Raw genomic sequence first — 23,366 nt, forward strand, 5'->3', positions numbered from 1 at the left:
GCCGCCGCTCCCCCGCCCCCCGAGGACCCGCGCCGCCGGGCCGGCTACGGCTATCCCCAGCCGGCAACGGCCCCGCCCGCACCCCCGGCACTCGCCTACTTCTGGATGAACGGCAGCAGGACCGCGTTGACCTCTTCGGCGTGCGTCCACAACATGCCGTGCGGGGCGCCGTCGATCTCGACGTACTCCGCCTCGGGGAAAGCCTCGTGGAACGGGCGGCCGGTGGCGTCGATCGGCAGGATGTTGTCGGCGGTGCCGTGCGCGATGAGCGCGGGCTTGCCGGTGGCCCGCACGGCGGCGACGTCGGCGGTGAAGTCCTCGATCCAGGACGGCACCACGGCGTAGGCGGCGATCGGGGCGCTGCCGGCCGCGGTGTTCCAGCTCGCCGTGACGGCCTCCTGGCTGATGCGGGAGCCGAGGTTGTCGTCGAGGTTGTAGAAGTCCTGGTAGAACTTCGTGAACCAGGCGAAGCGGTCGGCCTTGGCCGTGGCGGCGATGCCGTCGAACTGCGACTGCGGTACGCCCTGGCCGAGCATCCCCGGCTCGACCGAGGCGAGGAACGCGTACTTGGCGACGCGGTCGGCCCCGTGGAGCTTCGTGTAGCGGCCGAGTTCGCCGGTGCCCATCGAGAAGCCGACCAGGACGACGTCGTGCAGGTCCAGCGTGTCGAGCACGACCTGGAGGTCCGCGGCGAAGGTGTCGTAGTCGTAGCCGGTGGCGACCTTGCTGGACCGGCCGAAGCCGCGGCGGTCGTAGGTGATGACGCGGTAGCCGAGGTCCAGCAGCTCGCGCGTCTGGCGCTCCCACGAGCTGCCGTCGAGCGGATAGCCGTGGATCAGCAGAACGGGCTGCCCCGCGCCGTGGTCCTCGTAGTAGAGCTCGATCGGCGTCGAGTTCTCCTGGCCGACGGTGATGTACCCCATGGTTCTCCTCTTCTCCTCTTGCCGGGAAAGCTCGGTCACATCTCGGGGATGGGAAAGTCGAGGTTCAGCGACGGCGACGGCCGGTCCGGGTCCGGTCCCGTGCGCCGGCCCGTGTCGAGCTCGTCGATCAGCCCGAGCTGCCGTTCGTCGAGCTCGAAGCCGAAGACGTCGAAGTTCTCCGCGATGCGGCGGGCGTTGGTGGACTTGGGGATCGCGGAGCGCCCCTGCTGGAGGTGCCACCTCAGCATGACCTGGGCCGGCGACCTGCCCACCTCGCGGGCGACCGCGAGGAGGGCCGGGTCCTCCATGACGCTGCGGCGCTGATCGCCCCATCCGGGGTAGAAGGTGATGCCGCCGATCGGCGACCACGCCTGCGTGACGATCCCCCGCTCGGCGTTGGCCCGCTGCGTCTCGCGGTCGGCGAAGTACGGGTGCAGCTCGATCTGGTTGACGGCGGGCACCACCGCCGTCTCCTCGCCGAGCCGCCGCAGGTGCTCCGCGGTGAAGTTGCTGACGCCGACGGCGCGGACCAGCCCGTCCGCGAGCAGCGCCTCGAGCGCCCGGTACGCGGCGACCGTCCGCGCGAACCGGTCCGGTGCCGGCCGGTGCAGCAGGAACAGGTCGATCTGCTCGACCCCCAGCTTGCGGGCGCTCTTCTCGAACGCGTGGAGCGTCTCGTCGTACCCGAAGTCGGACACCCACACCTTCGTCTCGACGAAGATCTCCTGCCGGGGCACGCCGGAGCGTCGGATGCCTTCGCCGACCTCCTTCTCGTTCAAGTAGACCGCGGCGGTGTCGACGTGCCGGTACCCGACGCGCAACGCCTCCTCGACCGCTGCCGCGGTCTGCTCGGGCGGGCTCTGGAAGACCCCCAGACCGAGAGCCGGCATGACGACGCCGTTGTTGAGAACCAGATCCTCGACCATCGAGCCGGCCTTTCCCTTCGGACGGAGTACGTGATCATCCACAGTAGACGAACTTCGGCGGCGGAGACGCATCCCGCCGACATCGTGGTGCCAGGACCGACGATACGCATCGGCAGAACATGCCTAGATTTCCGCTGCACGAGCAACAGTTTCCCCGCGCAGCGCGTCGAAGGGCCGCGACGGTCCACGTCCAGGGGGAGACATGGAGCACTTCAGACCCGTGCGCGGGCTCGGTCTCACGGCATCGGTGCTCGTCGGCCTGGCCGCTCTCGGCGACACAGCCGAGGCGGCGGCTGACTGGCTCACCTACGACACCGTCCGCGACCACCGCGCCGGCACCGCGACGCGGGCGGACCTCGAGGCGCCGGCCGCCGTCCGGGCCGCCACCGACCTGCCGGTCACGCTGCTCACGCTCGCGGCGGTCGTGGTCTTCGTCTTCTGGACCTACCGGGCGCGCGTCAACGCCGAACGCCTCACCGCCGCCGGCGACCACCGCCTGACCCGCGTCCGGGCGGTGCCGGGCTGGTTCGTCCCGGTGGTGGACCGCCTACCTGCTGATGTGGTTGCCGGACAACGCCTGCCTCTCCCACCGCGAGAACGGCCGGCTCACCACGGACTCGTTCCTGACAGCCGCCGTGCCGACCACGACGTGCACGGTCGTCGGGATCGCCGCCGCCGTCCCGGCCGCACGGGTCGTGCACCGGATCTCCGAGTTCCAGCACACCCCGCTCAGTCCACTTCGGACTGAACCGGCGCCGGGTTAGCATTCCTCCCATGTCGGACGTCGGCGTGCTCTCCGCGCACCTGCTCTCGGTGTTCCAGAAGGAGCTCTTCACCCGCCTGGCCGCGGCGGGCCACGAGCAGCTGCGCCCGCGCCACGGCGCCGTGCTGGCCCACCTCGGCCCCGACGGCTCCCGCGCGAGCGAGCTGTCCGAGCGCTCCGGCCAGCACAAGCAGGTCATCGGCACGCTGATCGACGAGCTGGAACACCTCGGCTACGTGACCAGGCAGCCGGACCCGGCCGACCGGCGCGCGAAGCTCGTCGTCCCCACCGCGGCCGGCCGCGACCAGATGGTCCAGGCCCGCCGGATCGTCGCCGACATCGAGGACGGCTTCGCGCGCCGGGTCGGGCCGGAGCGCTTCGCGGAGTTCAAGGCGGTGTTCGCGGAGATCACCCGGCGATCGTGATCTCGTCGCGGTGCGCGACTCCTCATCCGGAACCGGTCCTCGTGCCCGGCACCGCCGACGAGCGGGCGTGCCGGGCGAGCACCTCGTCCAGGAGGGAGCCGACGTCCCGGCAATTCGCGCGGACGACGTCGAGGAACGCGGCGAGCACCGGCGAGGTGTCGTCGGCCCGGAACGACAGCTGCAGGTCCGGGAGGCGGAAGCGGGGCGTGACGTCGCAGAACCAGACGTCCCCGCGGGTGATCAGCCGCATGCGGGCCGGTCCGAGGCCGACTCCGACGGCGCAGGCGGCGAGGCCGATGATCGTGTGCACGTCCCGTGACGTGGTGGCCGCCGCCAGCGCGTCGGTGCCGGAGGCGAACGCGTTGCGCAGGTGAGCGGCCACCGCCGGCTCCTGGTCGGGAGCGGAGATGATCAGCTGCTCGGCGGCCAGCTGGCCGAGGGTGACTTCGTCACGACCCGCGAAGGGGTGGGAGACGGCCACGACGGCGACGAGGTGATCGGCCCCGATCGGCACGGTGACGAGGCGTTCCGCCCCCGCGCCGCGCGGGTTGCCGCGGCCGACGGCCACGTCCAGCTCTCCCGCGACGAGTGCGGCCGCCGCCTCCGGGCTGCTCATCTCGCGCAGGTCGAGCCGCACGTCCGGCCGGCTCTTGCGGAACCGCCCCAGCACACCGGGCAGCGGGTCGAGCAGGGCCGAGCCGATGAACCCCATCCGCAGCAGCCCGGTCTCGCCGCGTGCCGCGCGACCGGCTTCGACGGACGCCGCGGCGATCTCGGCCAGCGCCCGCCGGGCCCGTTCGAGGAAAGCCGTGCCCGCCGCCGTCGGGAACACGCCTCGTGGCGTGCGGTCGAACAGGCGCTGGCCGACCTCGCGTTCGACCGCGGCGATCTGAGCGGACAGCGGCGGCTGCGCGATGCCGAGGGACGCCGCCGCACGACCGAAGTGCTGGTGTTCGGCCAAGGCGACGGCATACCGGAGGTGACGGGCTTCCACGCTGCGGATGATACGCAGAAAGTATTGCGGCCATCCTCTTCAGATATGGGAGTGGATGACGACGTCGGAAGCGGATGAGGTGGGAGTCGTCCCGCAGCCGCTCCGAAAGGCAGTCATGACCGAGTCGACCGTCATCGTGTTCGTGCACGGCGCCTGGCATTCGTCCCTCCACTGGGCCGTGACCCTGCGCTCGCTCGCGGCGCGAGGGCGGCCCGGCGTCGCCGTCGACCTTCCCGGCCACGGCGCGACGGCGCCGCTGCCCTCCGGTTACCTGGAACCCGGGCAGCCGGGCCTGGCCACCGAGCGGTCCGCGGTCGCCGAGCTCACCACCGACGCGCTCGTCGAAGCCCTGCTCGCCGACCTCGCCCGGATCCGCCGCCGGTTCGACCGCGTGGTGCTCGTGGCGCACAGCGCGGGCGGCGGTCCCGCCTCGGCCGCGGTGGAGCGGCACCCGGACCTGGTCGACCACCTCGTCTACCTGTCGGCCTTCGTGCCCGCCGGCCGGCCCCGCTTCGGGGAGTACGTGGGCGACCCCCGCAACGCCGGCGCCGTGCAGGTGCCCCGCGTCGGCGACCCCGACGCCATCGGCGCGTTCCGCATCAACCCGCTCTCCACCGACCCCGCCGAGGTCGAGGTGATCCGGCGGTCGTTCCTCGGTGACTGGCCCGCGGATCGCCACGGCTGGCGGCTCACCCTCCACCCCGACGAACCCCTGGCGTCGCTGGCCGGCGAGTACGCCGTCACCGCCGGCAGGTGGGGACGGGTCGCCCGCAGCTACGTCCGGATGACCGGCGACCTCGCACTCCCCCCGGCCACCCAGGACCTGATGATCGACGAGGCCGACCGCACGACCCCGGACAACCCGTTCGCGGTGCACTCCCTGCCCGGCGGGCACTCACCGTTCCTGACCCGGCCCGACGAGCTCGCCGAACTGCTCGCCCGGATCGTGCGGCGGACATGAGGCCCGCCGCACTGGCGGTGCTGCTGTCGGGGACGTTCGTCCAGCTGATGAGCGTCACCGTCCTGCAGCTCGCGGTCCCCCGCATCCGCCACGACCTCGACGCGGGGCCGGGCGCGGGACAGCTCGCGCTCGCCGGGTACACGCTGACCTACGCCTGCGCGCTGATCACCGCCGCCCGGCTGGGCGACCGGTACGGCTACCGCAGGCTGTTCGTCCTCGGCACCGCCGTGTTCACCGCCTCCTCGCTGGCCGCCGCGGCAGCACCCGCGGCGGACGCGCTCGTGCTGGCCCGGCTGGCGCAGGGCGCCGGCAGCGGACTGGTGGCGCCGCAGATCCTGTCACTGATCCAGACCGCGGTCCCGCAAGACCAGCGGGCGCGGGTGCTCGGCCGGTACGGCGCCACGATGGCGGTCGCGTCGCTCGCCGGACCGTTGTGCTGCGGCGTCCTGCTGCACTTCGACCCGTTCGGAGCCGGCTGGCGCGTGGCGCTGGCCCTGCCGGTGCCGGTCGGCATCGCGGCGCTCGCGCTGTTCCGGACCCTGCCGCAGGGACGTGGCACGGGTGGAGCGAGCCGCGTGGACCCGGTCGGATCGGCGTTGTCGCTGACGGGGCTGGCCCTGCTGGTGCTGCCGCTGACCCTCGGCCAGGACGTGGGCGGGCCGGCGTGGACGTGGTGCAGCCTGCTGCTGTCGGCGGGCCTGCTCGCCGCTTTCGCCTTCTCGCAGAGACGAGTGCGGCACCCGCTGGTGCACCCGGAAGCACTGTCCGCGGCCACGACGCGGTGGGGAATCGGGGCGGTGCTGCTGTTCAACGCCGGGATCCCGTCGTTCAGCCTGCTGCTGTCGCTGCACCTGCAGGGCGCGGTGCGCCACGGGCCGCTCGTGACGGCGCTGACCGTCGCGCCGTACGCGGTCGGAGGCCTGCTGGGCAGCGGTGCCGCCGAAGCCGCGGCGCGACGGTTCGGCGTCGTGGCCCTGTCCGCTTCGGCCGGGAGCCTCGCCGTGATCTCACTGCTGGTCGTTCCCGCGCTCGCGGCCCCGGCGCCGGTCCTGTGGGCGGTGCTCGCCGCGGGCGGGTTCGCCTTCGGCCTCTTCACCGCGTCCGCGTTCTCCCTGGTGCTGCGTCAGGTGCCGCCGCACGCGGCGAGTTCGGTGTCGGGCTTGCTGCCGACGGCGCAGCAACTGGGCGGCACGCTCGGCGTGGCGTTGGCGGGGATGGTCTACGCCGCGGGGGCGATGGGGGCGGCGATGGTCTACGAGGCCGTCGTGTTCCTGCTCGCGGCCGCCGCCACCGCCCGCCTGCGGTGGACGCCTCGCGACGCCGGCACGCCCGCGGCCGTCCGGCGGAGCCGGTGATCAGGGCACGACCTGCCGGCGCGTGAGCGGCCGGAGCCGGCGTCATCCGGAGCGTGTCCGATCCGCCCAGCCGGGTGCCAGGGGAAGCCGGCCGGATCGATGTGCGGCGCGCTGCCGCACCACCCACCGTTCGATCTCGCCGGCAGACCGGGAGACGGGCTCGCCGGTGGTGTCCAGGACGTGGGTGCTCCACCGCGGATCGCCGGCCGCCCAGCCGGCCCAGCGGTGCCAGGCCATGTCCGGGGCGCTGCCACCGGTGATCGCCTCGGGGAGGTGCCGAGGATCGCGTGCGTGCCCGCGGTGCCAGGCGGCCCAGCCCAGGAAGGCGTCGACCGCCGAGGCGTCCCACCGGCCGGAGTCGCGCTCGGCGAGCCGGGCACGACGCACCTCGTCGTCCACGTCGACCAGGCAGAGCGCGATCCCGTCCACCTCCGGCGCGGAGGGGACCGCGAGGACCTCCCCCAGCGGGGACTGTCCCGTCAGCAGCAGGTCCAGTCCGCGCTCCTGGTACTCCAGTGCGCGCCGCACCCACAGCTCGGTGGTGCGGTGCCGCCAGTGGGGATCGGGGTCCCGCGGCACGCCGACCTCGTCGAAGTCGTGGACGACGACGCCGCGAAGCCGCTCGGCCACGGCGAAGGCGAGCGTGGACTTGCCCGAACAACTCGACCCCGTCAGCTTCAGCAGCACGCCGCCAGGGTGGCACGGCCCGGACACCCGGCGCACCCGGCTTTCCGCGAGCACCGTCCGGTGCCGTCAGGCGCCGAACCGGCGGCGCGCCGCCTCGATCTCCTCCAGGTAGCGCGTCGTCCACCGGCACATCGCGTCCACCGTGACCCGCAGCCCCTGGCCCGGCTCGGTCAGCGTGTAGTCGACGCGCGGTGGCACCGTGGGGTGCACGACGCGCTCCACGAGGCCGTTGCGCTCCAGCAGCCGCAGGTTCTGGGTCAGCATCTTGTGGCTGATGCCGTCGACCTCGTTCTTCAGTTCGGTGAAGCGCTTGGTGGAGTCGCCGATGGTCTCGACGATCAGCAGCGCCCACTTGTTCGCGACGTCCGAGAAGATCTCGCGCGCCAGCGAGTCCGCGCGCGCCAGATCACCGCTGAGCTGCTTGCTCACCTTCAGGTTCCTCACTCACGAAAAAGTGCGTTCTTCCAGGTCGGCGACCACTCTCCTACGGTAACTGAGTAACCGCAAGAGAGGAAACACTCCGATGGCCGTCACCCTCATCAACGCCGAGGGCCTTCCCGAGCTCGACGTCTACCACCACGTGGCGGTGGCGACCGGGTCCAGGACGATCCACCTCGCCGGCCAGGTCGACTGGTCCGGCGCGCCCGACCTCGCCACGCAGGTCGAGAACGCCTATGTGAACGTGCACACCGCGCTGCGGGCCGCCGGGGCCTCGTTCAAGGACCTGGTGCGGATCCGCGTGTTCGTCGTGGACTGGACGCCCGAGCAGATGCCGGAGCTGCTCCAGGGCCTGGAGAACGCGAGGAGAAGGGTCGGCGAGGACGCGAGGCCGCCCGCGTCGCTGATCGGCGTGGCCGCGCTGGACGTGCCGGAGCACCGGGTCGAGATCGAGGCGGTGGCCGTGCTCGACTGACTCACCTGCGCGTGCCGATGAGCAGCGCCACCCCGGCGGACAGGGCGACGGCGCCGCCGACGACGAGCTGGTTGAGCCACACGGTCGCGGTGCCGCCGTCCTCCCGGAGCAACGCGGCGACGACGAGCCACAGCGCCAGGCCGATCGTGATCTGCCGGACCAGCGGCACGTCGAGCGGCGCCATCGCCCTGACCATGCCGAGCAGCATGATGACGACGGCCAGTCCCATGGACACCCAGTAGGGCCGGAAGGCGTGCGACGCGGCGCTGAAGTGCAGGACCGGTGGCGCCGCGACCAGCCACACGCCCGCCAGGAAGGCGGCGACGCCGGCCCGGCTCTCGACAGTTCGTCCGTGAAGATCCCGCACGCGAGCAATTTTCACCTCCAACCGGGCCAAAGGGAACAGCCAGTCGTGCCGGATCTCGCGCGGATAGGGTTCCGGCCATGATCGAGCAGTCCGGGACCAGGGCGGCCTACGATGCGGTGGCGGGCCGCTACGCCGAGCTCTTCAGCGACGTCCTCGACACCCTGCCGGTGGAACGCGCGGTGCTGGCCGCCTTCGCCGGCCTGGTCGACGGCCCCGTCGCGGACCTCGGTTGCGGCCCCGGCCACCTCACGGCCCACCTGCGCTCACTCGGCCTGGACGCGTTCGGCGTCGACCTGTCCCCCGAGATGATCGCCCTGGCCCGGCAGGCGCACCCGGACCTCCGGTTCGACGTGGGCACGATGACCGCTCTCGACCTCGGGAACGATGCGGTGGGCGGGATCCTGGCGTCGTACTCGTTCATCCACACGCCGCCCGCCGACCTGCCGGTCGTCTTCGCGGAGTTCGCCCGCGTGCTGGCGCCGGGCGGGCACGCGGTGCTCGGCTTCTTCGCGGGCGACGACCCCGAGCCCGAGCCGTTCGACCACAGGGTCGCCCTCGCCTACCGCTGGTCGCCCGACAGCCTCATGACCCTGTTGTCGCAGGCCGGTTTCACCGAGGTCGCGCGGCTGCGCCGCGAGCCGCACGAGGGCGAGCGGCCGTTCCACCACGTGCACCTGCTGGTGCGCAAGGGTTGTGGAGAAGCGGTGCAGATCCCGTGAAGGTGTTGCGGCAGAACGACTTCCGCGAGCCGGACCCGTTCTACGGTCGGGCATGGACACCGTGGACGTGCTCGTCGTCGGAGCCGGCCTGGCCGGCCTGAACACCGCGCGCCTGCTCGCCGGGGCGGGCCTGGACGTGGCCGTGTGCGAACGCCGGACCACCCTGGAGACGGGCATCCGCACCACCGGCATCTTCGTCCGCCGCACCCTGACCGACTACGACCTGCCGCACCTGGGCCCGGCCGTGCGGAGGGTACTGCTCTACCCGCCATCGCACCGCGACCCCGTCGAACTGCTGAGCACGCGCGACGAGTTCCGGGTGGGCGACATGGCGGGCATCTACGCCCGGGCGGTGCAGGACGCCGAACGCGCGGGCGCCCAGGTCTCGCTGAACGCCGGCTATCCCGCGAAGGCCACCAGGGCGCGCTTCACGATCGGCGCGGACGGCGCCCGCTCGACCGTCGCGCGCAGGCTGGGCCTCGACGTGAACCGGCGGCTGATCACCGGCATCGAGGAGGTCTACCCGGTCAGGACCGGCTCCACGCCGACGTTCCACTGCGTCGTCGACCCGCGCCTCGCCCCCGGCTACATCGCCTGGGTGGTCGACGACGGCGAACACGCGCACGTGGGCCTGGCGGGCCGCGCCGACCGCTTCACCGCACCGCTTCCTCAGCTGCTGCACCGGTTCCGCGACAGCTTCCCCACCCCGGAACCCACCGGCCCGGTCCAGCGCCGCGGCGGCCCGATCCCGGTCGGCGGCCTGCTGCGCCGCATCATCTCACCGCAGGGCCTGCTGGTCGGCGACGCGGCGGGCGCGGTGTCGCCGCTGACGGCCGGCGGGCTCGACCCGTGCCTGCGGATGTCGGAGCTGGCGGCGTCGGTGACGTTCGACTACCTGCGCAGCGGCAACCGGTACGTGCTGGAGCACTACGACGGCGCGGCTCTGCGGCGGCGGTACCTGGTGCGGTCGCAGTTGCGGCGGGGGTTGTCGTTGGTTCGCCGGCCCGGGGTGGCGGAGTGGGCGTTCGGTGCGTTGCGGACGATGCCGGGGAAGGCACTGGCGAAGCGGATCCTGTTCAACTAGGCCGGTCCTCGCTCTCCCCGCATTGTTCGCGTCGTGCGGTGGAAGTCAGCGGACTCCTCGTGACGGTCCAGCCGCTGCAGGGCGATTCCGGTGACGTCCAGCGCCTCCTCCTCCACGGTGGTGGCGCCGAACTTCCTGGCGAGGACGATCGCGGACCGCGCCGTCTCGAGAGCGGCCTTCGGCGCTCCTTCGGCGATCTCCAGCCGGGCGACTTCGAGGAGCACGTAGCACTCGCCGCTGAGGTTGCCGGCCCGGACCATCAGCTCGACCGCGTCGCGCAACGACGTCCTGGCCTCGGCGAGCAACCCGAGTTCGCGCTGCGCGGCTCCGCGGAGCCGGAGCGCCGCCAGTTCCACGACCACGTCGTCGAACCACCGCAAGGCCGGCATCGCGCTTTCGACACAACGCAGGGTCTCCGCCGGTGACCCGAGTTTCAGGTGCACCTCGCCCAGGTTCACGGTGGACAGCGCGCGCAACGACGTCTCCTCGTCGTTCGCCGCCGCCGCGATCGCCTGCTCGAACGCAGCCCGCGCCTCCTCGAGCCTGCCCGCCTCCAGGTAGACCACACCCATGCCGTTGACGGCCCGGACGCGGCCGAGTTCGACCCCCAGATCGTTGAACGCCTCCAGCGCCTCGCGGAAGTGGGCGAGCGCCTCCTCGAACCGCCGCATCCTCCGGAACTTGATCCCGAGCCTGTCCAGGACCACACCCTCGCCGTAGCGCTCTCCCGCCCGCCGAGCTGACTCCAGTGCGATCTGTTCCGCGTCCAGCCACATGTCCGCCGCGTCGTTGCTGTCGTAGATCACCGCCAGCAGACCCGGGATCCGCCAGGCGATGCGGTCGAAACCGCTGGACGCGGCGACTTTCACCGCATCGATCAGATTGGCGCGCTCCGTCGTGTACCACCCCAGCACCTGGTCCCGATCCGTGAACGCGCCCGGTGCCGACAGCGGCTCGCCCTCATCCACCTCGATCGGCAGGTGACGGTGGCCCCGCGTGAACGCCAGATGGGCCTCATGGGCCGAGTGCAGATACCAGGTCAGCATGCGGTGGGTCGCGGCACGCTCGTCCTCCGGCGTCTCCTCGAGCCGCACCTGGTCGTTCGCGTAGGCCCGCAGCAGGTCGTGCAGCCGGTACCGGTTCTGCTCGGTGGTCGGTTCGAGCAGGTGACCGGCCACCAGGACGTGCAGCACGCGGCCGGCGGTGGTGATGTCGAGTCCCGCCAGGGCAGCCGCGGTGCCCAGGCCGAACTCCGCTCCGGGGTGCAGACCCAGCCTGCGGAAGAACCGCGCGGCTTCCTGCGGCAGAGCCCGGTAGGACCACGCGAACACCGTCCGCACGGCATCGGCCTCGTCGCCGTCCGCACTCGACAGCGCCTCCCACAGCACCGACTCGTCCCGCAGGTCGCGGATGAGCTCCGACAACGCCATCCACGGACGAGCCGCCGCACGTTCCGCGGCGATCCGCAACGCGAGGGGCAGACGCGCGCACAGCTGCGAGAGTTCGTTCAAGTCCTGGACGTCATCCTCCCCGCGGTGGCCCGAGACGAGGTTCCGCAGCAGCACGACTGCTTCGCCGTCGGTGAGCACGTCGACCTTCACGCGGTGGGCGCCGTCCCTGGAGAGGAGACCTTGCATGTGCTTCCTGCTCGTCACCAGCACGAGGCTGCTTCCCTTGCCGGGCAGCAACGGACGGATCTGTTTCGCCTCCGCCGCGTTGTCCAGCAGCACGAGAACACGCCTCGTCGCCAGCTTCGACCGGTACCACGAGGACTTGCCCTCCAGGTCCGGCGGAATCGCACCCGCACCGACCCCCAGGGCTCGCAGGAAGAGGTTCAACGCCTCCTCGGGCGCCACCGGGGCACCGGGGTCGTACCCGCGCAGGTTGATGTAGAGCTGGCCGTCCGGGAAGAGTTCGCTGACGCGGTGAGCCCACTGCACCGCCAGCGATGTCTTGCCCACCCCCGCGGTTCCGCAGAGGAGCACCACGAGGGGTGGGGACTTGCGAGTCCGCGATTCCAGGAGCTGGTCGAGCTGGCCCATTTCGGCGACCCTGTTCACGAAGCCGCTGACTTCGGCGGGCAACTGCTGGGGGACGCCCTCGTCGGAGGAGGCGGCCTGGTGCACGTGCACCCCGCCGTGCACGTCCCCGGCCTGGACCACGTTGCCCGCGATCCCGGACATCTCCGATCGGCCGGCCGGTCGCGGGTCGCTCATCGCTCCAGCATCACCACCGGCCGGCGAGCTGACCACTCGGACCGGCGACCTGACCATGTTCTGTCCACTACTCGCGAAACCAGGCCGATTCGGCTTCCCGCTTCAAAGCCGCGTTCTCCGCCCGCATCCCGTCCCTCAGCGCCTTCCCGATCACCAGGTCCGCTCCCCCGGACAACACCCCGTCCACCAGGATCTCGTTGGACACCAGCACGGTCCCGTCGGGCCGCGGCGTCAAGGTCCGGCACCGCTGCGCGTACACGAACCAGGCGTTCCAGCCCGCGTCCCTCCAGCAGAACCGCCGGCCGGGAACGCCGTTCAGAACGGTGTGCGCGGCCGCCATCCTGACCGGCCCGAGCACCACGTCGACCTTCACCTCGTCGCCGGGCGAGGTCCCGCCGGCGGCCTTCACGACCCACGGGTTCCAGCGCGCGTACCCGGAGAAGTCGGTGATCAGCCCGTAGATCCGCTCGACGGGCGCGGTGACGGCGGTGTCGACCCGGTGGACCACCGACCGCGGTCCCGCCTCCCGGGGGTCCAGCGGCGCACCCGTCGCCACCATCGCGAGCACCAGACCGGCCACCAGCACGGGACCACCTCGACCACCGAGAACGCCGGGACGCAGACGTGAGTAATCTACACGTTTGCGTCCCGGCGGTCATCGGCCGAACAGCCGGTCATCGGCTGGACGGGTTCGGTCCTACGGTGCCCAGGGCGAGTTCACGGCCCAGGTCGTGTCCTGGCTGTACGAGGACGGGTTGTCGTACGCGTGCGCGCCGCCGTTCGAGGCGACCCACACCTCCTCGGCGTAGTGGCGGACGGAGGTTCCCAGCTCGTTGAACGACTCCAGCCGGACGCCGCCGCTGCCCTGCTGCGCGCAGAACGTGGCATCGCGCAGGAAGACGTCCGTGTTGTCGTTCGAGCCGAGCTGCACGCGGTAGTTCGCGTGCCGCAGGAACTGGCCGGGGAAGTTGCGGGACTCGAGCGAGTAGCAGGTCGGCTCGGCGAACCCGCGCCGGACGACGAACGTGGCGTCCGACTTCGTCACCGCGTCGCTCGACGCGGTCACCGAGTCCGTGCGCGCCAGGCCCTCGCGGTGCCGCAGGAAGCGGTCCGTGAAACCGGGCGTGGTCACCTGGAACGACCGGGCCTGGTCCAGGGGCAGTTCCGCGCCGCTGCGGAACAACGCGACGCCGATCGCCCACGTCGTGTCCGCCGCGAACGAGTTCGGCGTGTCCCAGGGGTTCGGGCCGCCCGACCGTGCCAGGTAGACGTTCGAGTTGTAGTGCCGCACGAACGAACCGGGCACGTTGTAAGACTCCAGCGCGGTGGCACCGGAGCCTTCCCTCGCGCAGAACGTGGCGTCGCCCCGGAACTGGGCGCTGCCGTCGTTGGTGTCCTTGCGGAGCACGGAGTTGCTGTGCCGCAGGAACTGGCCCGGGAAGTTGCGCGACTCGAACGACAGGCAGGACGCACTGGCGAGGCCGGGGCGCACCAGGTACGTGGCGTCCAAGCGGCCCAGGTCGTCGCTGATCACGTCGGTGCGCGCCACGCCGCCCGCGTGCCGCAGGTAGCGGTCGGTGTAGCCGGGGGTGGTGACGCGCAACGACACCACGTCGTCCGGTCCCACCGCGGTGCCGCGAGCGATCGCGAGCACCTTGGCGTTGATGTCCCGCACCCGTGACTCGGTCATCTTCAGGATGCGCCGGTCGTAGGTGTAGAAGCCGTTGACCTCGTTCTCCACGTCGTACGGTTCGGTGTAGACGGACGCGGAGAGCCCGCGCGTCTGGACCATCCGCGCGACCTGCTTCGCCACCTCCTCGTACCGCTTGGTCAGCGACGTCTCGTCCGGGTACAGGGCGCCGTAGGCGAAGCCCGCGCCCGGCTGGTACTCGTGACCGGTCACGCGCCGGCCGAGACCGCCGAACTCGCCGAGCACCGCGATCCTGGTGGCGTCGGGGGTCCGGGTCGCCGTGGTGATCTGGTAGTGGTGGTCGTCGATCACGTCGCCGTTGCCCGGGTCGGGATCGGAGACGCAGCAGTTGGCGCCCGAGTTGTGGTTGACCAGGCGGGTGTTGTCGATCGACCGGACCAGGTTGACGATCCGGCCGGCGTCGTACTCGCCCCAGCCCTCGTTGAACGGCACCCACTGCACGATCGACGTGATGCCCTTGAGCTGGTCGAGGATCCGGCGCAGCTCGGACTCGTAGTTGGCGTGCGAGTTCGGCACGTCGTCGATCGCGTCGACCGAGGGCATGTCCTGCCACACCAGCAGACCGAGCCGGTCGGCGTGGTAGAACCAGCGCGCCGGTTCGACCTTGATGTGCTTGCGGACCATGTTGAAGCCCAGGGCCTTCTGGCGTTCGAGGTCGAACCGCAGGGCCGCGTCGGTCGGCGCGGTGTAGAGACCGTCCGGCCAGTAACCCTGGTCCAGGGTGCCCTGCTGGAACACGAACTTGCCGTTCAGCAACGGCCGCATGACACCGCCGACGACCGCCTTGCCGAGCGAGCGCATGCCGAAGTAGCCGAGGACGGAGTCACCGCTGCCCAGCGTGACGCGCAGGTCGTAGAGGAACGGGTCGTCCGGCGACCACAGCCGGGCGTTCGGCACGGGCACCCGCAGCGAGGTGCCGGTCGTGCCGGTCTGCCGGCCGACGACCGTGCCGCCGCTGAGCACCTCGGCCGTGACGCTCTGGCCCGCGGTGCCCTGCACGACCAGGTCGAGCGCGCCCGCGCCGACGTTCGGGGTGGTGTCGAGACGCGTGATGTTCGCCGCCCGCACCGGTTCCAGCCACACCGTCTGCCAGATGCCGGAGGAGGCGGTGTACCAGATGCCGCTGGGGTTCCTGCGCTGCTTGCCGATCGGGTAGCGGCTGCCGTCGACCGGGGAGCTGACGCCGACGACGACCTCGTTCGTGCCCGCGACGAGCGCGGAGGTGATGTCGAACGAGAACGCGTCGAAGCCGCCGGTGTGCGTGCCGACCTGCCTGCCGTTGACCCAGACGCGGGTCTCCCAGGTCACGGCGCCGAAGTTGAGCTTGACGTTGCGCCCGCTCCAGCCCGACGGGACGGAGAACGTGCGGCGGTAGAACATGTTGTCCTCGTGCCGCTTGATGCCCGACAGAGCCGACTCGATCGGGTACGGCACGAGCACGCCCTCGGCCAGCGGGCGGCCGATGGGCGGGTTGTTCAGGTTCGCCGCGCCCGCGAACTCCCAGACACCGTTGAGGTTCTGCCACTCGGTGCGCTGCAGCTGCGGGCGGGGGTACTCGGGCAGGGCGTTGGACGGCGAGACCTGGGAGGTCCAGGGGGTCGACAGCGGAGGGGTCTTGGGGACCCACTCCACCGCCTGCGCCGCTGTCGGTGTGAGGAAGGAGAGTGTGATCAGGGTGGAGACCAATACGCCCAGGACGCGTCTGGTCATGATGCTCCTATCTCCGCAGTATGCGTTGCAGGACGACGACGATGAGCAGGAACACCCCGCTCACGACGGACTGGTAGTTGCTGTCGAGCGTGCCGATCTGGTTGATGACGTTCTGGATCACCTTGATCAGCCCGACGCCGATGACGGTGCCGAGCACCGTGCCCATGCCGCCGGTGAGCAGGGTGCCGCCGATGACGACGACGGCGATGGCGTCCAGTTCGAGGCCGACACCGATGACCGTGACCCCGGACTGCAGGTAGGCGGCGGTCAGGGCGCCGGCGAGACCCGCCAGCGTGCCGCTCATCGTGTAGACGAGGACCTTGGTCTTCGCGAGCGGGACGCCCATGAGGCGCGCCGACTGCTCGGCACCACCGGTGGCGAACACGTTCTGGCCGAAGCCGGTGCGGTTCAGGACCGCGCCGCCGGCGACGCAGAGCACGATCGCGATGAAGATCGGGTAGCCGAAGCCGAACACCGTGCCGCGGCCCAGTTCCACGAACGCGCTGTCCGGCGGGATCTGGTACGTGGTGGCGCCCTCGTCGGTGATGACGAGCAGCAGACCGCGGGCGAACAGCAGCGACGCCAGCGTGACGATGAACGGCGCCATGTTCGTGCGGGCGATCAGCAGGCCGTTGACCAGCCCGATGAGACCGCACACCACCAGCGGCAGCAGCAACGCCACGAGGAAGCCGTACTGCGACCCCCAGGCCGCGAGCACGCCCCCCAGCGCGTAGACCGAGCCGACGGACAGGTCGATGCCACCCGTGATGATCACGAACGTCATGCCGAGCGCGATCACCGCGAGGAAAGAGCCCTGCAGCGCGAGGTCGCGGAGGTTGTCGAGGCTGCCGAAGCGCGGGAACACCAGCCACGACACCGCGACCATGAGCACGAGCGCGACCGCGGCGCCCTGCCGTTGCAGGACCTTCGTCCGCGCGGCCGTCGACTTCGCGACGGCGGGAGTCGGGTGGGCGGTGGTGGTCATCGGCGCTCCCGTGCCACGTACACGGCGGCGATGATGATCGCGGCCTGGATCATCTGCGCGATCGAGTCGGGCAGGTTGTGCTTGATCAGCGTCGCCCGGACGAGCTGCATCAGGACCACGCCGAACACCGTGCCGAGCACCCGGACCTTGCCGCCGGTCAGCGGGGTGCCGCCGACGACGACCGCGGTGATCGCGGACAGCTCCATCAGCAGGCCCATGTCGGCCGGGTCGCTGGCGCCGAGCCGGGACGTGGCGAGCACGCCGGCGATCGCCGCGAGCACACCGCTGAGGGCGTAGACGCCGATCAGCACCCGGTTGACCGGGAGTCCTGCGAGGGTGGCCGCCCTGCGGTTGCCGCCGACGGCGACGACCTGGCGGCCGAACGTCGTCCGGTTCATCACCGCGGCGACCACCAGCGCCAGCAGGCCCGCGACCAGCACGCTGATCGGGATGCCGGCGACGTCGCCGGTGCCGAGCTCGAGGAACGACCTGTCCTGCAGCTGCACGAGCTGGCCGTCCGCGATCACCAGCGCCAGTCCCCTGCCGCCGACCAGCAGCGCCAGCGTGGCGACGATCGGCTGGATGCCGACCCTGGCGACGAGGAAGCCGTTGAACGCCCCCGCCAGCACACCGACGACGAGCGCCATCACGATCGCGACGAGCGGGCCGGCGCCCAGGTAGAGCGGGATGATCGCCGCGGCCAGCGCCATGACGGCGCCGACGCTCAGGTCGACGCCCTCGGTGCCGATCACGAGCGCCATGCCGAGCGCGACGATCAGGACGGGCGCGGCCTGCACGAGCTGCGTGGTGAAGTTGCCCAGCGTCAGGAAGTTGGGCGTGAACACCGCGTTGAACAGCAGCAGCACGACGACGGCGACGTAGACACCGTTGTCCTGCAGCCAGCGCGTCCTGGCCGCCGCCCTAGTGGCTGTCGACGTGGGTGTCGGAGTGGCTGTCGACGTCATCGGGCACCTCCTCCGCCGCGATCGCCGCGAGCACGTGCTCGCGGGTCAGCTGGTCGCCTTCGAGCTCGCCCGCGACCGCGCCGTCGCGCAGGACGACGAGCCGGTCCGCGCCGTCGAGCAGCTCGTCCAGTTCGGAACTGATCAGCAGCACCGCCAGGCCTTCCCGCGCGAGCTCGTCGATCAGCGCCTGCACCTCGGCCTTGGCGCCGACGTCGATGCCGCGCGTCGGTTCGTCGAGGAGCAGGATCTTCGGTTCGGTGCACAGCCACCGGGCCAGCAGCACCTTCTGCTGGTTGCCGCCGGAGAGCTCCGAGACCTTCTGCTCGGGGCTCGACACCTTGATGCGCAGGCGCTGCACGAACGTGTCGACGATCCGGTCCTGCCTGGCCCTGCTGGTGATGCCGAACCTGCTCAGCCTCGGCAACGCCGCCAGCACGATGTTCTCCCGCACCGAGAGGTTCGGGATGATCCCCTCGGTCTTGCGGTCCTCGGAGAGCATGCTGATGCCCGCCCTCGTGGACCCCTTCACGCTGTGCGGCACCGGTTTGCCCGCGACGAGCACGGTGCCGCCGTCGAGCGGCAACGCGCCGATGATCGCCTTGGCGGTCTCGGTGCGGCCGGACCCGAGCAGCCCGGCGAGGCCCACCACCTCGCCGGGCCGGACCGAGACGCTGACGCCGTCGATGCGCGGCCTGCTGGTGAGGCCGACGGCCTCGAGCACGGGCTGGGTGCCGGCGTGGTGGCCCTCGCCGAACGCCGTGGTGCCGTGCTTCTGGATCTCGCCGACCGACCGGCCCAGCATCAGCGACACCAGTTCGATGCGCGGCAGGTCCCGCAACGGTCCGCTGTGGACGTTGCGGCCGTCCCGCAGCACCGTGACCGTGTCGCAGATCCGGTACAGCTCGTCCATCCGGTGGCTCACGTAGATGATCGCGATGCCGTCGCGGTGCAGCTTGCCGACGACGCCGAGCAGCGTCTCGACCTCCCGCGGCTCGAGCGACGACGTCGGCTCGTCCATGATCACGACTTCCGCGTCCGCCGCGACGGCCCTCGCGAGGGCCACCATCTGCTGCTCCCCGACCGCGAGCTCGCCGAGCGGCCGGCGCACGTCCGCCGTGATGCCGTAGTCCCGCAGCACCTCGGCGGCCTGCGCGTCCCGGCGGGCGCGGTCGATCAAGCCGAACCTCGTGCGCGGTTCACGGCCCAGGAACAGGTTCGCGGACACGCTCATCAGGGGGACGAGGTTGACCTCCTGGTAGATCGTGGAGATGTTGCCGTCGCGCCGGATCCGGCCGGAATCCACGGTGTGGATCCCGGTCAGAACCTTGATCAGCGTCGACTTGCCCGCGCCGTTCTCCCCGACCAGCGCGTGGACCTCGCCCCTGGCGAGGGTGAAGTCCACGTCGCTCAGTGCGCGGACGCCGGCGAAGGTCTTCGTGACGCCGGCGACCTCGATCACCGGCTCAGTAGGCATTGGCGAGCTTCTGCGCGGCGTTCGTCGTGTCGTACTCGTCGTCGGAGATCACGATGTTCGCGGGGATCTCGTCGCCCTTGCCGAACTTCTCCAGCGTGTCGAACGCGAGCGGGCCGAAGCGCGGGTTGGACTCGACGACCGCGGTGTAGCTGCCGTCCGCGATCAGCTGCACGGCGTTGCGGGTGCCGTCGATGGAGACGACCTTGACGTCCTTGCCCGGCTGCTTGCCGGCGGCCTTCAGCGCGGTGACGGCGCCGACGCCCATCTCGTCGTTCTCGGCGTAGACGGCGGTGATGTCGGGGTTGCTCTGGATGAGCTGCTCCATCACGGCCTGGCCCTTGGACCGGTCGAACTCACCGGTCTGCTCCGCCACGACGGTGAGGCCCGGCGTGCCGGCGATGCCGTCCTTGAAGCCCTTGGTGCGGTCGACCGTCACGTTGTTGCCGGACGCGCCGAGCAGGATGGCGACCTTGCCGTTCCCGCCGGTGGCCTTGATCATCTGCTGCGCCGCGCGCTTGCCCTGCTCGACGAAGTCCGACCCGATGAAGGTCAGGTAGTCGGTGCACGGCTGCGAGGTGACCTTGCGGTCGATCGTCACGACGGGCACCTGCTTGGCCTTGGCCGCGTCGAACGCGGGCTGCAGGCCGTCGGAGTTGAGCGGCGCCACGACCAGCAGCTTCGCCCCGCGGTCGATCAGCGACTTGATGTCGCTGATCTGCTTGTTCAGGTCGCTCTGCGCGTTGGTGTAGAGCAGCTCCGCCCCGCGCTTCGCGGCCTCGTCCTTGATCGACTGCGTCTCCGCCGTCCGGAACGGGTTGGCCTCCTTCTCCGACTGGGAGAAGCCCACGACCGCCCCCTTGAGGTCGACCTGGGGGTATCCGGTCTTGCTCCGCGCGCAGCCGGGGCCGGCGCTCTGGTTCTGCGCGGCACTCGCGGCAGGACCACCGCTGGTCGTGGTCTGTTGGCTCTCTCTCGCAGTGCAACCGGTCACGAGCAGGGCGGCGACTGCGATGAGCAGGATGCGAGACATCTTTGGCTCCTACACGGGGCTGTACGTGGTGGCGCTCTCAGGCGCTAGATTTGCATCGTTGTTCCAACGATGTAAAGACCCAAAACCGTCCCGGTATGATTTCCCGGTACTTTTCTGGAGGTTCGGTTGGCCACGCTGAAGGACGTCGCCCGGCTCGCGGGCGTCTCGGTCAAGACCGTGTCGAACGTGGTCAACGGCTACTCGTTCGTGAAACCGGACAACCGGCGCCGCGTCGAGGAGGCCCTCGAGGCGACGGGCTACCGCCCGAACCTCGGCGCGCGCAACCTGCGCCGCGGTCGCACGGGGTTCATCGCCCTGGTCCTGCCCGAGCTGTCGATCCCCTACTTCGCCGAACTGGCGGGTCTGGTGATCGCCGCCGCGCAGGAGCACGAGTGGAACGTGCTGATCGAGCAGACCTTCGGCACCCTGGCCGGTGAGCGCGCGGCACTGGCCTCGCTCGGCCCGCACCTGGTCGACGCCGCGATCCTGAGCCCCGAGGCCCTGCAGGACGACGACTTCCAGCTGTCGGTCCCCGCGGTCCTGCTCGGCGAGCACGCGGTGGACGTGCCGATCTCCCGCGTGGGCATCGACAACGTGGCCGCCGCCCAGGCCGCCGTCCGCCACCTGATCTCGCTGGGCCGCACCAGGATCGCCGCGATCGGCGCGCACCCCCACCGCGGCACGGCCGCCCAGCGCCTCGAGGGCTACCGCGCGGCGCTGGCCGAGGCGTCGCTGCCGTGGTCGGACGCGATGGTCGTGCCGGCCTTGAACTACCACCGCGCGGACGGCGCGGCGGCCATGAAGTCGTTGCTGGACATGCACACCCCGCCGGACGCGGTGTTCTGCTTCAACGACCTGCTGGCGATCGGCGCGATGCGCACGGCGGCCGAGCGCCAGGTCTCGGTGCCGGGCGACCTGGCCGTGGTCGGCTTCGACAACAACGAGGAGAGCGCCTACAGCGCGCCGTCGCTCACCTCGATCGCACCGGACAAGGCCGCCATCGCCCGCGCGTCCGTCGACCTGCTGCACCGCCGGGTGGACGCGCCCGACGGCGCGCTGGAGGACGTGGAGACGCCGTTCTCGTTGCTGGTCAGGGAGAGCACGGTGACCCGGTGACCGTCACGAGCGCGTGAAGACCTCGTACGTCGCCCGGTCGAAGAGGACGAACCGGACCAGGTCGATCTCGGCGTCCGCCACCGCCCTGTGCGCGATCTCCGCGGCGCTCCCGACCGGCCAGCGGTAGACCCCGGTGGAGATGGCCGGGAACGCGATGCTGGTCGCGCCGAGCTCCGCCGCGACCCTCAGCGAGTTGCGGTGGCAGGCTTCCAGCAGGTGGGCGCGGTCTTCGGTGTCCGACCAGACCGGTCCCACGGTGTGCACGACCCACCTGGCGCCGAGCCTGCCCGCGGTGGTGGCGACGGCCTGACCCGTCGGGAGGCCACCGCCGTAGTGGCCCGCCCGCAGCTCCCGGCACTCGGCGAGGATCTCCGGACCACCCCTGCGGTGGATCGCGCCGTCCACTCCCCCGCCGCCGAGCAGGGAGGAGTTGGCGGCGTTGACGATCACGTCGACGTCCTGCGCCGTGATGTCCCCGAGGACGTGCTCGATGGTGGCCACGTCCTGATTGGATCACCCCAGCGGGCAGGTCTGCACGTCGGCCGGCCGGCCCAGCGTCGCCGACGCCGGCGGCGCCACCCCGTCCAGCCACCGCTCCAGCGCCGCGAACGCCGACCGGTGGCAGGGCGCGAGCGGCCGCAACCGGTCCGGGTACGCGTCCACCAGCCCGTCCACGTGCGTCCCCTGCTCGACCCGGTAGTACCGGTGCATACGGTCCGGCGTCATCGCCGCGTACACGTCCGAGTCCTGGCTGATCGGCAGCAGCACGTCGTGGGTGCCGTGCACGGTGATCAGCGGCCGCTTCACCTCGCCCGTCAGGTCGATCCGCGACACCAGCGGCCCGGCGACGCGACGCCGTGCGGCGTAGGAGTAGTCGGCGTCGCAGTTGTCGGTTCCCGAGGCGCAGAACGGGGTTCCGGCCTCCAGCGCGCCGTCGAAGGAGGGGTCGAACTCCTCGCGGTAGATGCGCTGGGTCAGGTCCCAGTAGTAGCGGAAGTGGTAGTCCCACAGGAACTCCGTGCCGGCGGGGAATCCGGCCGCGACCATCTGCCCGTGGGCGGCCGGGTCACCCGCGAGGTACGCCGGGTACGCGCGCAGCGCCGGAGGCAGGAACGTCAGCGGGTTCGGGCCGTCGACCGCCCACAGGGTGCCCTCCCAGTCGACGCCGCCGTCGTAGAGGTCCGGGCGGTTCTCCAGCTGCCAGCGGACCAGGTAGCCGCCGTTGGAGATGCCGGTGGCGATCGTGCGGTCCGGCCGCCGGCCGTAGTGCCGGCGCACCGCGGACTTCGCGGCGATCGTGAGCTGGGTGAAGCGCTGGTTCCACTCCTGCACCGCCCGGCCGTCGCGGTAGAACTGCGCGCCTGTGTTGCCCTTGTCGGTGGCGGCGAAGGCGTAGCCGCGGGACAGCACCCAGTCGGAGATGGCGCGGTCGTTGGCGTACTGCTCGCGCACGCCCGGCGAGCCGGTCACGACCAGGCCGCCGTTCCAGCGGTCCGGGAGCCTCAGCACGAACTGCGAGTCGTGCCAGCCGTGGTTGGTGTTCGTGCGCGAGGTGTCCGGGAAGTAGCCGTCGACCTGGATGCCGGACACGGCGGGGGACACGGGCAGCTGGGCGCTCGTGAGGCCCGCCCAGTCCGCCGGGTCGGTGTGGCCGGTCGCGGTGGTCCCGGTCGTGGTGAGGTCGGCCAGGCGGGCGACCTGCTGGTGCTCCGCACCGGGAACCGTCATCGTCCCGACGGGCGGGGCCAGCGCGAGCACCAGAACCAGCGGCAGCAACATAGCTGGTGAAGCTAGTAACGGCGGGACCCTTGCGACATGGTTGCCGCCCACACAAGGCCCGCCGCGAAGGTGGTGGAGCCGGCCAGGTACCAGCAGGACTCGTCCGGGTCACCGCGTGGAACGGCCGCGCTGGAGATCTCGTGCGCCGCCATCCCGACCTGTTCCACGCGGTGCGGAGCCCTCGCTCGTCCCGGCGGTGTCCACACCGGGCCGAAAGCCGGGAACACACCTTTGGACAAGGGAGCATCCCCGGGGACCCCTCC

The 23,366-nt window shown here is 71.3% G+C and carries 23 protein-coding genes; 8 read left to right on the forward strand and 15 right to left on the reverse strand.

The annotated features are described in order from the left end of the window. Positions 1 to 95: 95 nt before the first annotated feature. On the reverse strand, positions 96 to 923 hold the full coding sequence (locus tag ACFWGZ_RS23775) for an alpha/beta fold hydrolase (RefSeq protein ID WP_382453764.1): 828 nt from the start codon (positions 921 to 923) through the stop codon (positions 96 to 98). Between the two features lie 35 nt (positions 924 to 958). After that, positions 959 to 1,849 (reverse strand): aldo/keto reductase, encoded by an 891-nt coding sequence (locus ACFWGZ_RS23780; protein ID WP_382453765.1) that lies wholly within the window; start codon positions 1,847 to 1,849, stop codon positions 959 to 961. A 202-nt stretch (positions 1,850 to 2,051) separates the two neighbouring features. On the opposite strand from ACFWGZ_RS23780, the gene ACFWGZ_RS23785 reads away from it, so the two are divergent. Then, a complete protein-coding gene (locus tag ACFWGZ_RS23785; RefSeq protein WP_382453766.1) occupies positions 2,052 to 2,597 on the forward strand; it encodes a DUF4328 domain-containing protein in 546 nt (181 codons plus the stop codon). Positions 2,598 to 2,623: 26 nt separating this feature from the next. Beyond that, entirely contained in the window at positions 2,624 to 3,037 is a 414-nt protein-coding gene (locus ACFWGZ_RS23790; protein WP_382453767.1) for a MarR family winged helix-turn-helix transcriptional regulator, read from the forward strand. 22 nt (positions 3,038 to 3,059) lie between these two features. On the opposite strand, the gene ACFWGZ_RS23795 is transcribed toward ACFWGZ_RS23790, so the two are convergent. Beyond that, on the reverse strand, positions 3,060 to 4,031 hold the full coding sequence (locus tag ACFWGZ_RS23795) for a LysR family transcriptional regulator (RefSeq protein WP_382453768.1): 972 nt from the start codon (positions 4,029 to 4,031) through the stop codon (positions 3,060 to 3,062). 115 nt (positions 4,032 to 4,146) lie between these two features. On the opposite strand from ACFWGZ_RS23795, the gene ACFWGZ_RS23800 reads away from it, so the two are divergent. Both ACFWGZ_RS23800 and ACFWGZ_RS23805 read left to right on the forward strand, forming a co-directional pair. Then, positions 4,147 to 4,992: an alpha/beta fold hydrolase gene (locus tag ACFWGZ_RS23800; protein WP_382453769.1), complete on the forward strand. Its 846-nt coding sequence runs from the start codon at positions 4,147 to 4,149 to the stop codon at positions 4,990 to 4,992. After that, entirely contained in the window at positions 4,989 to 6,347 is a 1,359-nt protein-coding gene (locus ACFWGZ_RS23805) for an MFS transporter (protein WP_382453770.1), read from the forward strand. The genes ACFWGZ_RS23800 and ACFWGZ_RS23805 overlap by 4 nt, the downstream gene beginning before the upstream one ends. Positions 6,348 to 6,389: 42 nt before the next feature. On the opposite strand, the gene ACFWGZ_RS23810 is transcribed toward ACFWGZ_RS23805, so the two are convergent. Further along, positions 6,390 to 7,034, reverse strand: coding sequence for a hypothetical protein (locus tag ACFWGZ_RS23810; RefSeq protein ID WP_382453771.1), 645 nt, complete (start codon positions 7,032 to 7,034; stop codon positions 6,390 to 6,392). A 66-nt stretch (positions 7,035 to 7,100) separates the two neighbouring features. Continuing rightward, positions 7,101 to 7,478: a winged helix-turn-helix transcriptional regulator gene (locus ACFWGZ_RS23815; RefSeq protein ID WP_382453772.1), complete on the reverse strand. Its 378-nt coding sequence runs from the start codon at positions 7,476 to 7,478 to the stop codon at positions 7,101 to 7,103. 79 nt (positions 7,479 to 7,557) lie between these two features. Between ACFWGZ_RS23815 and ACFWGZ_RS23820 the strand changes: the two genes are divergently transcribed. Then, positions 7,558 to 7,947 carry a RidA family protein gene (locus tag ACFWGZ_RS23820; protein ID WP_382453773.1) on the forward strand — a complete coding sequence of 130 codons (390 nt, stop codon included), beginning with the start codon at positions 7,558 to 7,560 and terminating at the stop codon, positions 7,945 to 7,947. Between the two features lies 1 nt (position 7,948). Here ACFWGZ_RS23820 and ACFWGZ_RS23825 read toward each other — a convergent pair whose 3' ends face one another. Further along, entirely contained in the window at positions 7,949 to 8,314 is a 366-nt protein-coding gene (locus tag ACFWGZ_RS23825; RefSeq protein WP_382453774.1) for a hypothetical protein, read from the reverse strand. A gap of 77 nt (positions 8,315 to 8,391) precedes the next feature. Between ACFWGZ_RS23825 and ACFWGZ_RS23830 the strand changes: the two genes are divergently transcribed. Both ACFWGZ_RS23830 and ACFWGZ_RS23835 read left to right on the forward strand, forming a co-directional pair. After that, the gene (locus ACFWGZ_RS23830; protein WP_382453775.1) at positions 8,392 to 9,033 is read left to right on the forward strand and encodes a class I SAM-dependent DNA methyltransferase; all 642 of its coding nucleotides are present in this window, start codon (positions 8,392 to 8,394) and stop codon (positions 9,031 to 9,033) included. A gap of 52 nt (positions 9,034 to 9,085) precedes the next feature. Next, entirely contained in the window at positions 9,086 to 10,117 is a 1,032-nt protein-coding gene (locus tag ACFWGZ_RS23835) for an FAD-dependent oxidoreductase (RefSeq protein WP_382453776.1), read from the forward strand. Here the strand turns inward: ACFWGZ_RS23835 and ACFWGZ_RS23840 are convergent. From ACFWGZ_RS23840 to ACFWGZ_RS23870, 7 genes are all read right to left on the reverse strand, one after another. Continuing rightward, positions 10,114 to 12,333, reverse strand: coding sequence for a tetratricopeptide repeat protein (locus ACFWGZ_RS23840; protein ID WP_382453777.1), 2,220 nt, complete (start codon positions 12,331 to 12,333; stop codon positions 10,114 to 10,116). The two genes, ACFWGZ_RS23835 and ACFWGZ_RS23840, sit on opposite strands and share 4 nt — an antisense overlap. A 67-nt stretch (positions 12,334 to 12,400) precedes the next feature. Further along, positions 12,401 to 12,919 (reverse strand): SRPBCC domain-containing protein, encoded by a 519-nt coding sequence (locus ACFWGZ_RS23845; protein WP_382453778.1) that lies wholly within the window; start codon positions 12,917 to 12,919, stop codon positions 12,401 to 12,403. A gap of 111 nt (positions 12,920 to 13,030) precedes the next feature. After that, a complete protein-coding gene (locus ACFWGZ_RS23850; protein WP_382453779.1) occupies positions 13,031 to 15,754 on the reverse strand; it encodes an AbfB domain-containing protein in 2,724 nt (907 codons plus the stop codon). A gap of 7 nt (positions 15,755 to 15,761) precedes the next feature. Then, positions 15,762 to 16,739, reverse strand: a complete 978-nt coding sequence (locus ACFWGZ_RS23855; RefSeq protein ID WP_382453780.1) for an ABC transporter permease — start codon at positions 16,737 to 16,739, stop codon at positions 15,762 to 15,764. Then, positions 16,736 to 17,704 carry an ABC transporter permease gene (locus ACFWGZ_RS23860; protein WP_382453781.1) on the reverse strand — a complete coding sequence of 323 codons (969 nt, stop codon included), beginning with the start codon at positions 17,702 to 17,704 and terminating at the stop codon, positions 16,736 to 16,738. Before ACFWGZ_RS23860 ends, ACFWGZ_RS23855 begins: the two co-directional genes overlap by 4 nt. Then, positions 17,661 to 19,178: a sugar ABC transporter ATP-binding protein gene (locus tag ACFWGZ_RS23865; RefSeq protein WP_382453782.1), complete on the reverse strand. Its 1,518-nt coding sequence runs from the start codon at positions 19,176 to 19,178 to the stop codon at positions 17,661 to 17,663. Before ACFWGZ_RS23865 ends, ACFWGZ_RS23860 begins: the two co-directional genes overlap by 44 nt. Continuing rightward, a complete protein-coding gene (locus ACFWGZ_RS23870; protein WP_382453783.1) occupies positions 19,168 to 20,208 on the reverse strand; it encodes an ABC transporter substrate-binding protein in 1,041 nt (346 codons plus the stop codon). Before ACFWGZ_RS23870 ends, ACFWGZ_RS23865 begins: the two co-directional genes overlap by 11 nt. A gap of 126 nt (positions 20,209 to 20,334) precedes the next feature. Between ACFWGZ_RS23870 and ACFWGZ_RS23875 the strand changes: the two genes are divergently transcribed. Next, positions 20,335 to 21,324 carry a LacI family DNA-binding transcriptional regulator gene (locus ACFWGZ_RS23875; protein WP_382453784.1) on the forward strand — a complete coding sequence of 330 codons (990 nt, stop codon included), beginning with the start codon at positions 20,335 to 20,337 and terminating at the stop codon, positions 21,322 to 21,324. Between the two features lie 3 nt (positions 21,325 to 21,327). On the opposite strand, the gene ACFWGZ_RS23880 is transcribed toward ACFWGZ_RS23875, so the two are convergent. Both ACFWGZ_RS23880 and ACFWGZ_RS23885 read right to left on the reverse strand, forming a co-directional pair. Further along, complete coding sequence (locus tag ACFWGZ_RS23880) at positions 21,328 to 21,825, reverse strand: O-acetyl-ADP-ribose deacetylase (RefSeq protein WP_382453785.1); 498 nt, start codon at positions 21,823 to 21,825, stop codon at positions 21,328 to 21,330. 12 nt (positions 21,826 to 21,837) lie between these two features. Beyond that, entirely contained in the window at positions 21,838 to 23,103 is a 1,266-nt protein-coding gene (locus ACFWGZ_RS23885) for a prolyl oligopeptidase family serine peptidase (protein ID WP_382453786.1), read from the reverse strand. Between the last annotated feature and the right edge of the window lie 263 nt (positions 23,104 to 23,366).

This window comes from Lentzea sp. NPDC060358 (genome assembly GCF_042725365.1).
GTDB lineage: Bacteria > Actinomycetota > Actinomycetes > Mycobacteriales > Pseudonocardiaceae > Lentzea.

Coding starts and splice junctions, on each gene's coding strand:
- ACFWGZ_RS23805 (WP_382453770.1), top strand. CDS start 4,989: ATGAGGCCCGCCGCACTGGCGGTGCTGCTGTCGGGGACGTTCGTCCAG.
- ACFWGZ_RS23790 (WP_382453767.1), top strand. CDS start 2,624: ATGTCGGACGTCGGCGTGCTCTCCGCGCACCTGCTCTCGGTGTTCCAG.
- ACFWGZ_RS23775 (WP_382453764.1), bottom strand. CDS start 923: ATGGGGTACATCACCGTCGGCCAGGAGAACTCGACGCCGATCGAGCTC.
- ACFWGZ_RS23830 (WP_382453775.1), top strand. CDS start 8,392: ATGATCGAGCAGTCCGGGACCAGGGCGGCCTACGATGCGGTGGCGGGC.
- ACFWGZ_RS23835 (WP_382453776.1), top strand. CDS start 9,086: ATGGACACCGTGGACGTGCTCGTCGTCGGAGCCGGCCTGGCCGGCCTG.
- ACFWGZ_RS23780 (WP_382453765.1), bottom strand. CDS start 1,849: ATGGTCGAGGATCTGGTTCTCAACAACGGCGTCGTCATGCCGGCTCTC.
- ACFWGZ_RS23785 (WP_382453766.1), top strand. CDS start 2,052: ATGGAGCACTTCAGACCCGTGCGCGGGCTCGGTCTCACGGCATCGGTG.
- ACFWGZ_RS23855 (WP_382453780.1), bottom strand. CDS start 16,739: ATGACCACCACCGCCCACCCGACTCCCGCCGTCGCGAAGTCGACGGCC.
- ACFWGZ_RS23800 (WP_382453769.1), top strand. CDS start 4,147: ATGACCGAGTCGACCGTCATCGTGTTCGTGCACGGCGCCTGGCATTCG.
- ACFWGZ_RS23885 (WP_382453786.1), bottom strand. CDS start 23,103: ATGTTGCTGCCGCTGGTTCTGGTGCTCGCGCTGGCCCCGCCCGTCGGG.
- ACFWGZ_RS23860 (WP_382453781.1), bottom strand. CDS start 17,704: ATGACGTCGACAGCCACTCCGACACCCACGTCGACAGCCACTAGGGCG.
- ACFWGZ_RS23820 (WP_382453773.1), top strand. CDS start 7,558: ATGGCCGTCACCCTCATCAACGCCGAGGGCCTTCCCGAGCTCGACGTC.
- ACFWGZ_RS23865 (WP_382453782.1), bottom strand. CDS start 19,178: ATGCCTACTGAGCCGGTGATCGAGGTCGCCGGCGTCACGAAGACCTTC.
- ACFWGZ_RS23850 (WP_382453779.1), bottom strand. CDS start 15,754: ATGACCAGACGCGTCCTGGGCGTATTGGTCTCCACCCTGATCACACTC.
- ACFWGZ_RS23840 (WP_382453777.1), bottom strand. CDS start 12,333: ATGAGCGACCCGCGACCGGCCGGCCGATCGGAGATGTCCGGGATCGCG.
- ACFWGZ_RS23870 (WP_382453783.1), bottom strand. CDS start 20,208: ATGTCTCGCATCCTGCTCATCGCAGTCGCCGCCCTGCTCGTGACCGGT.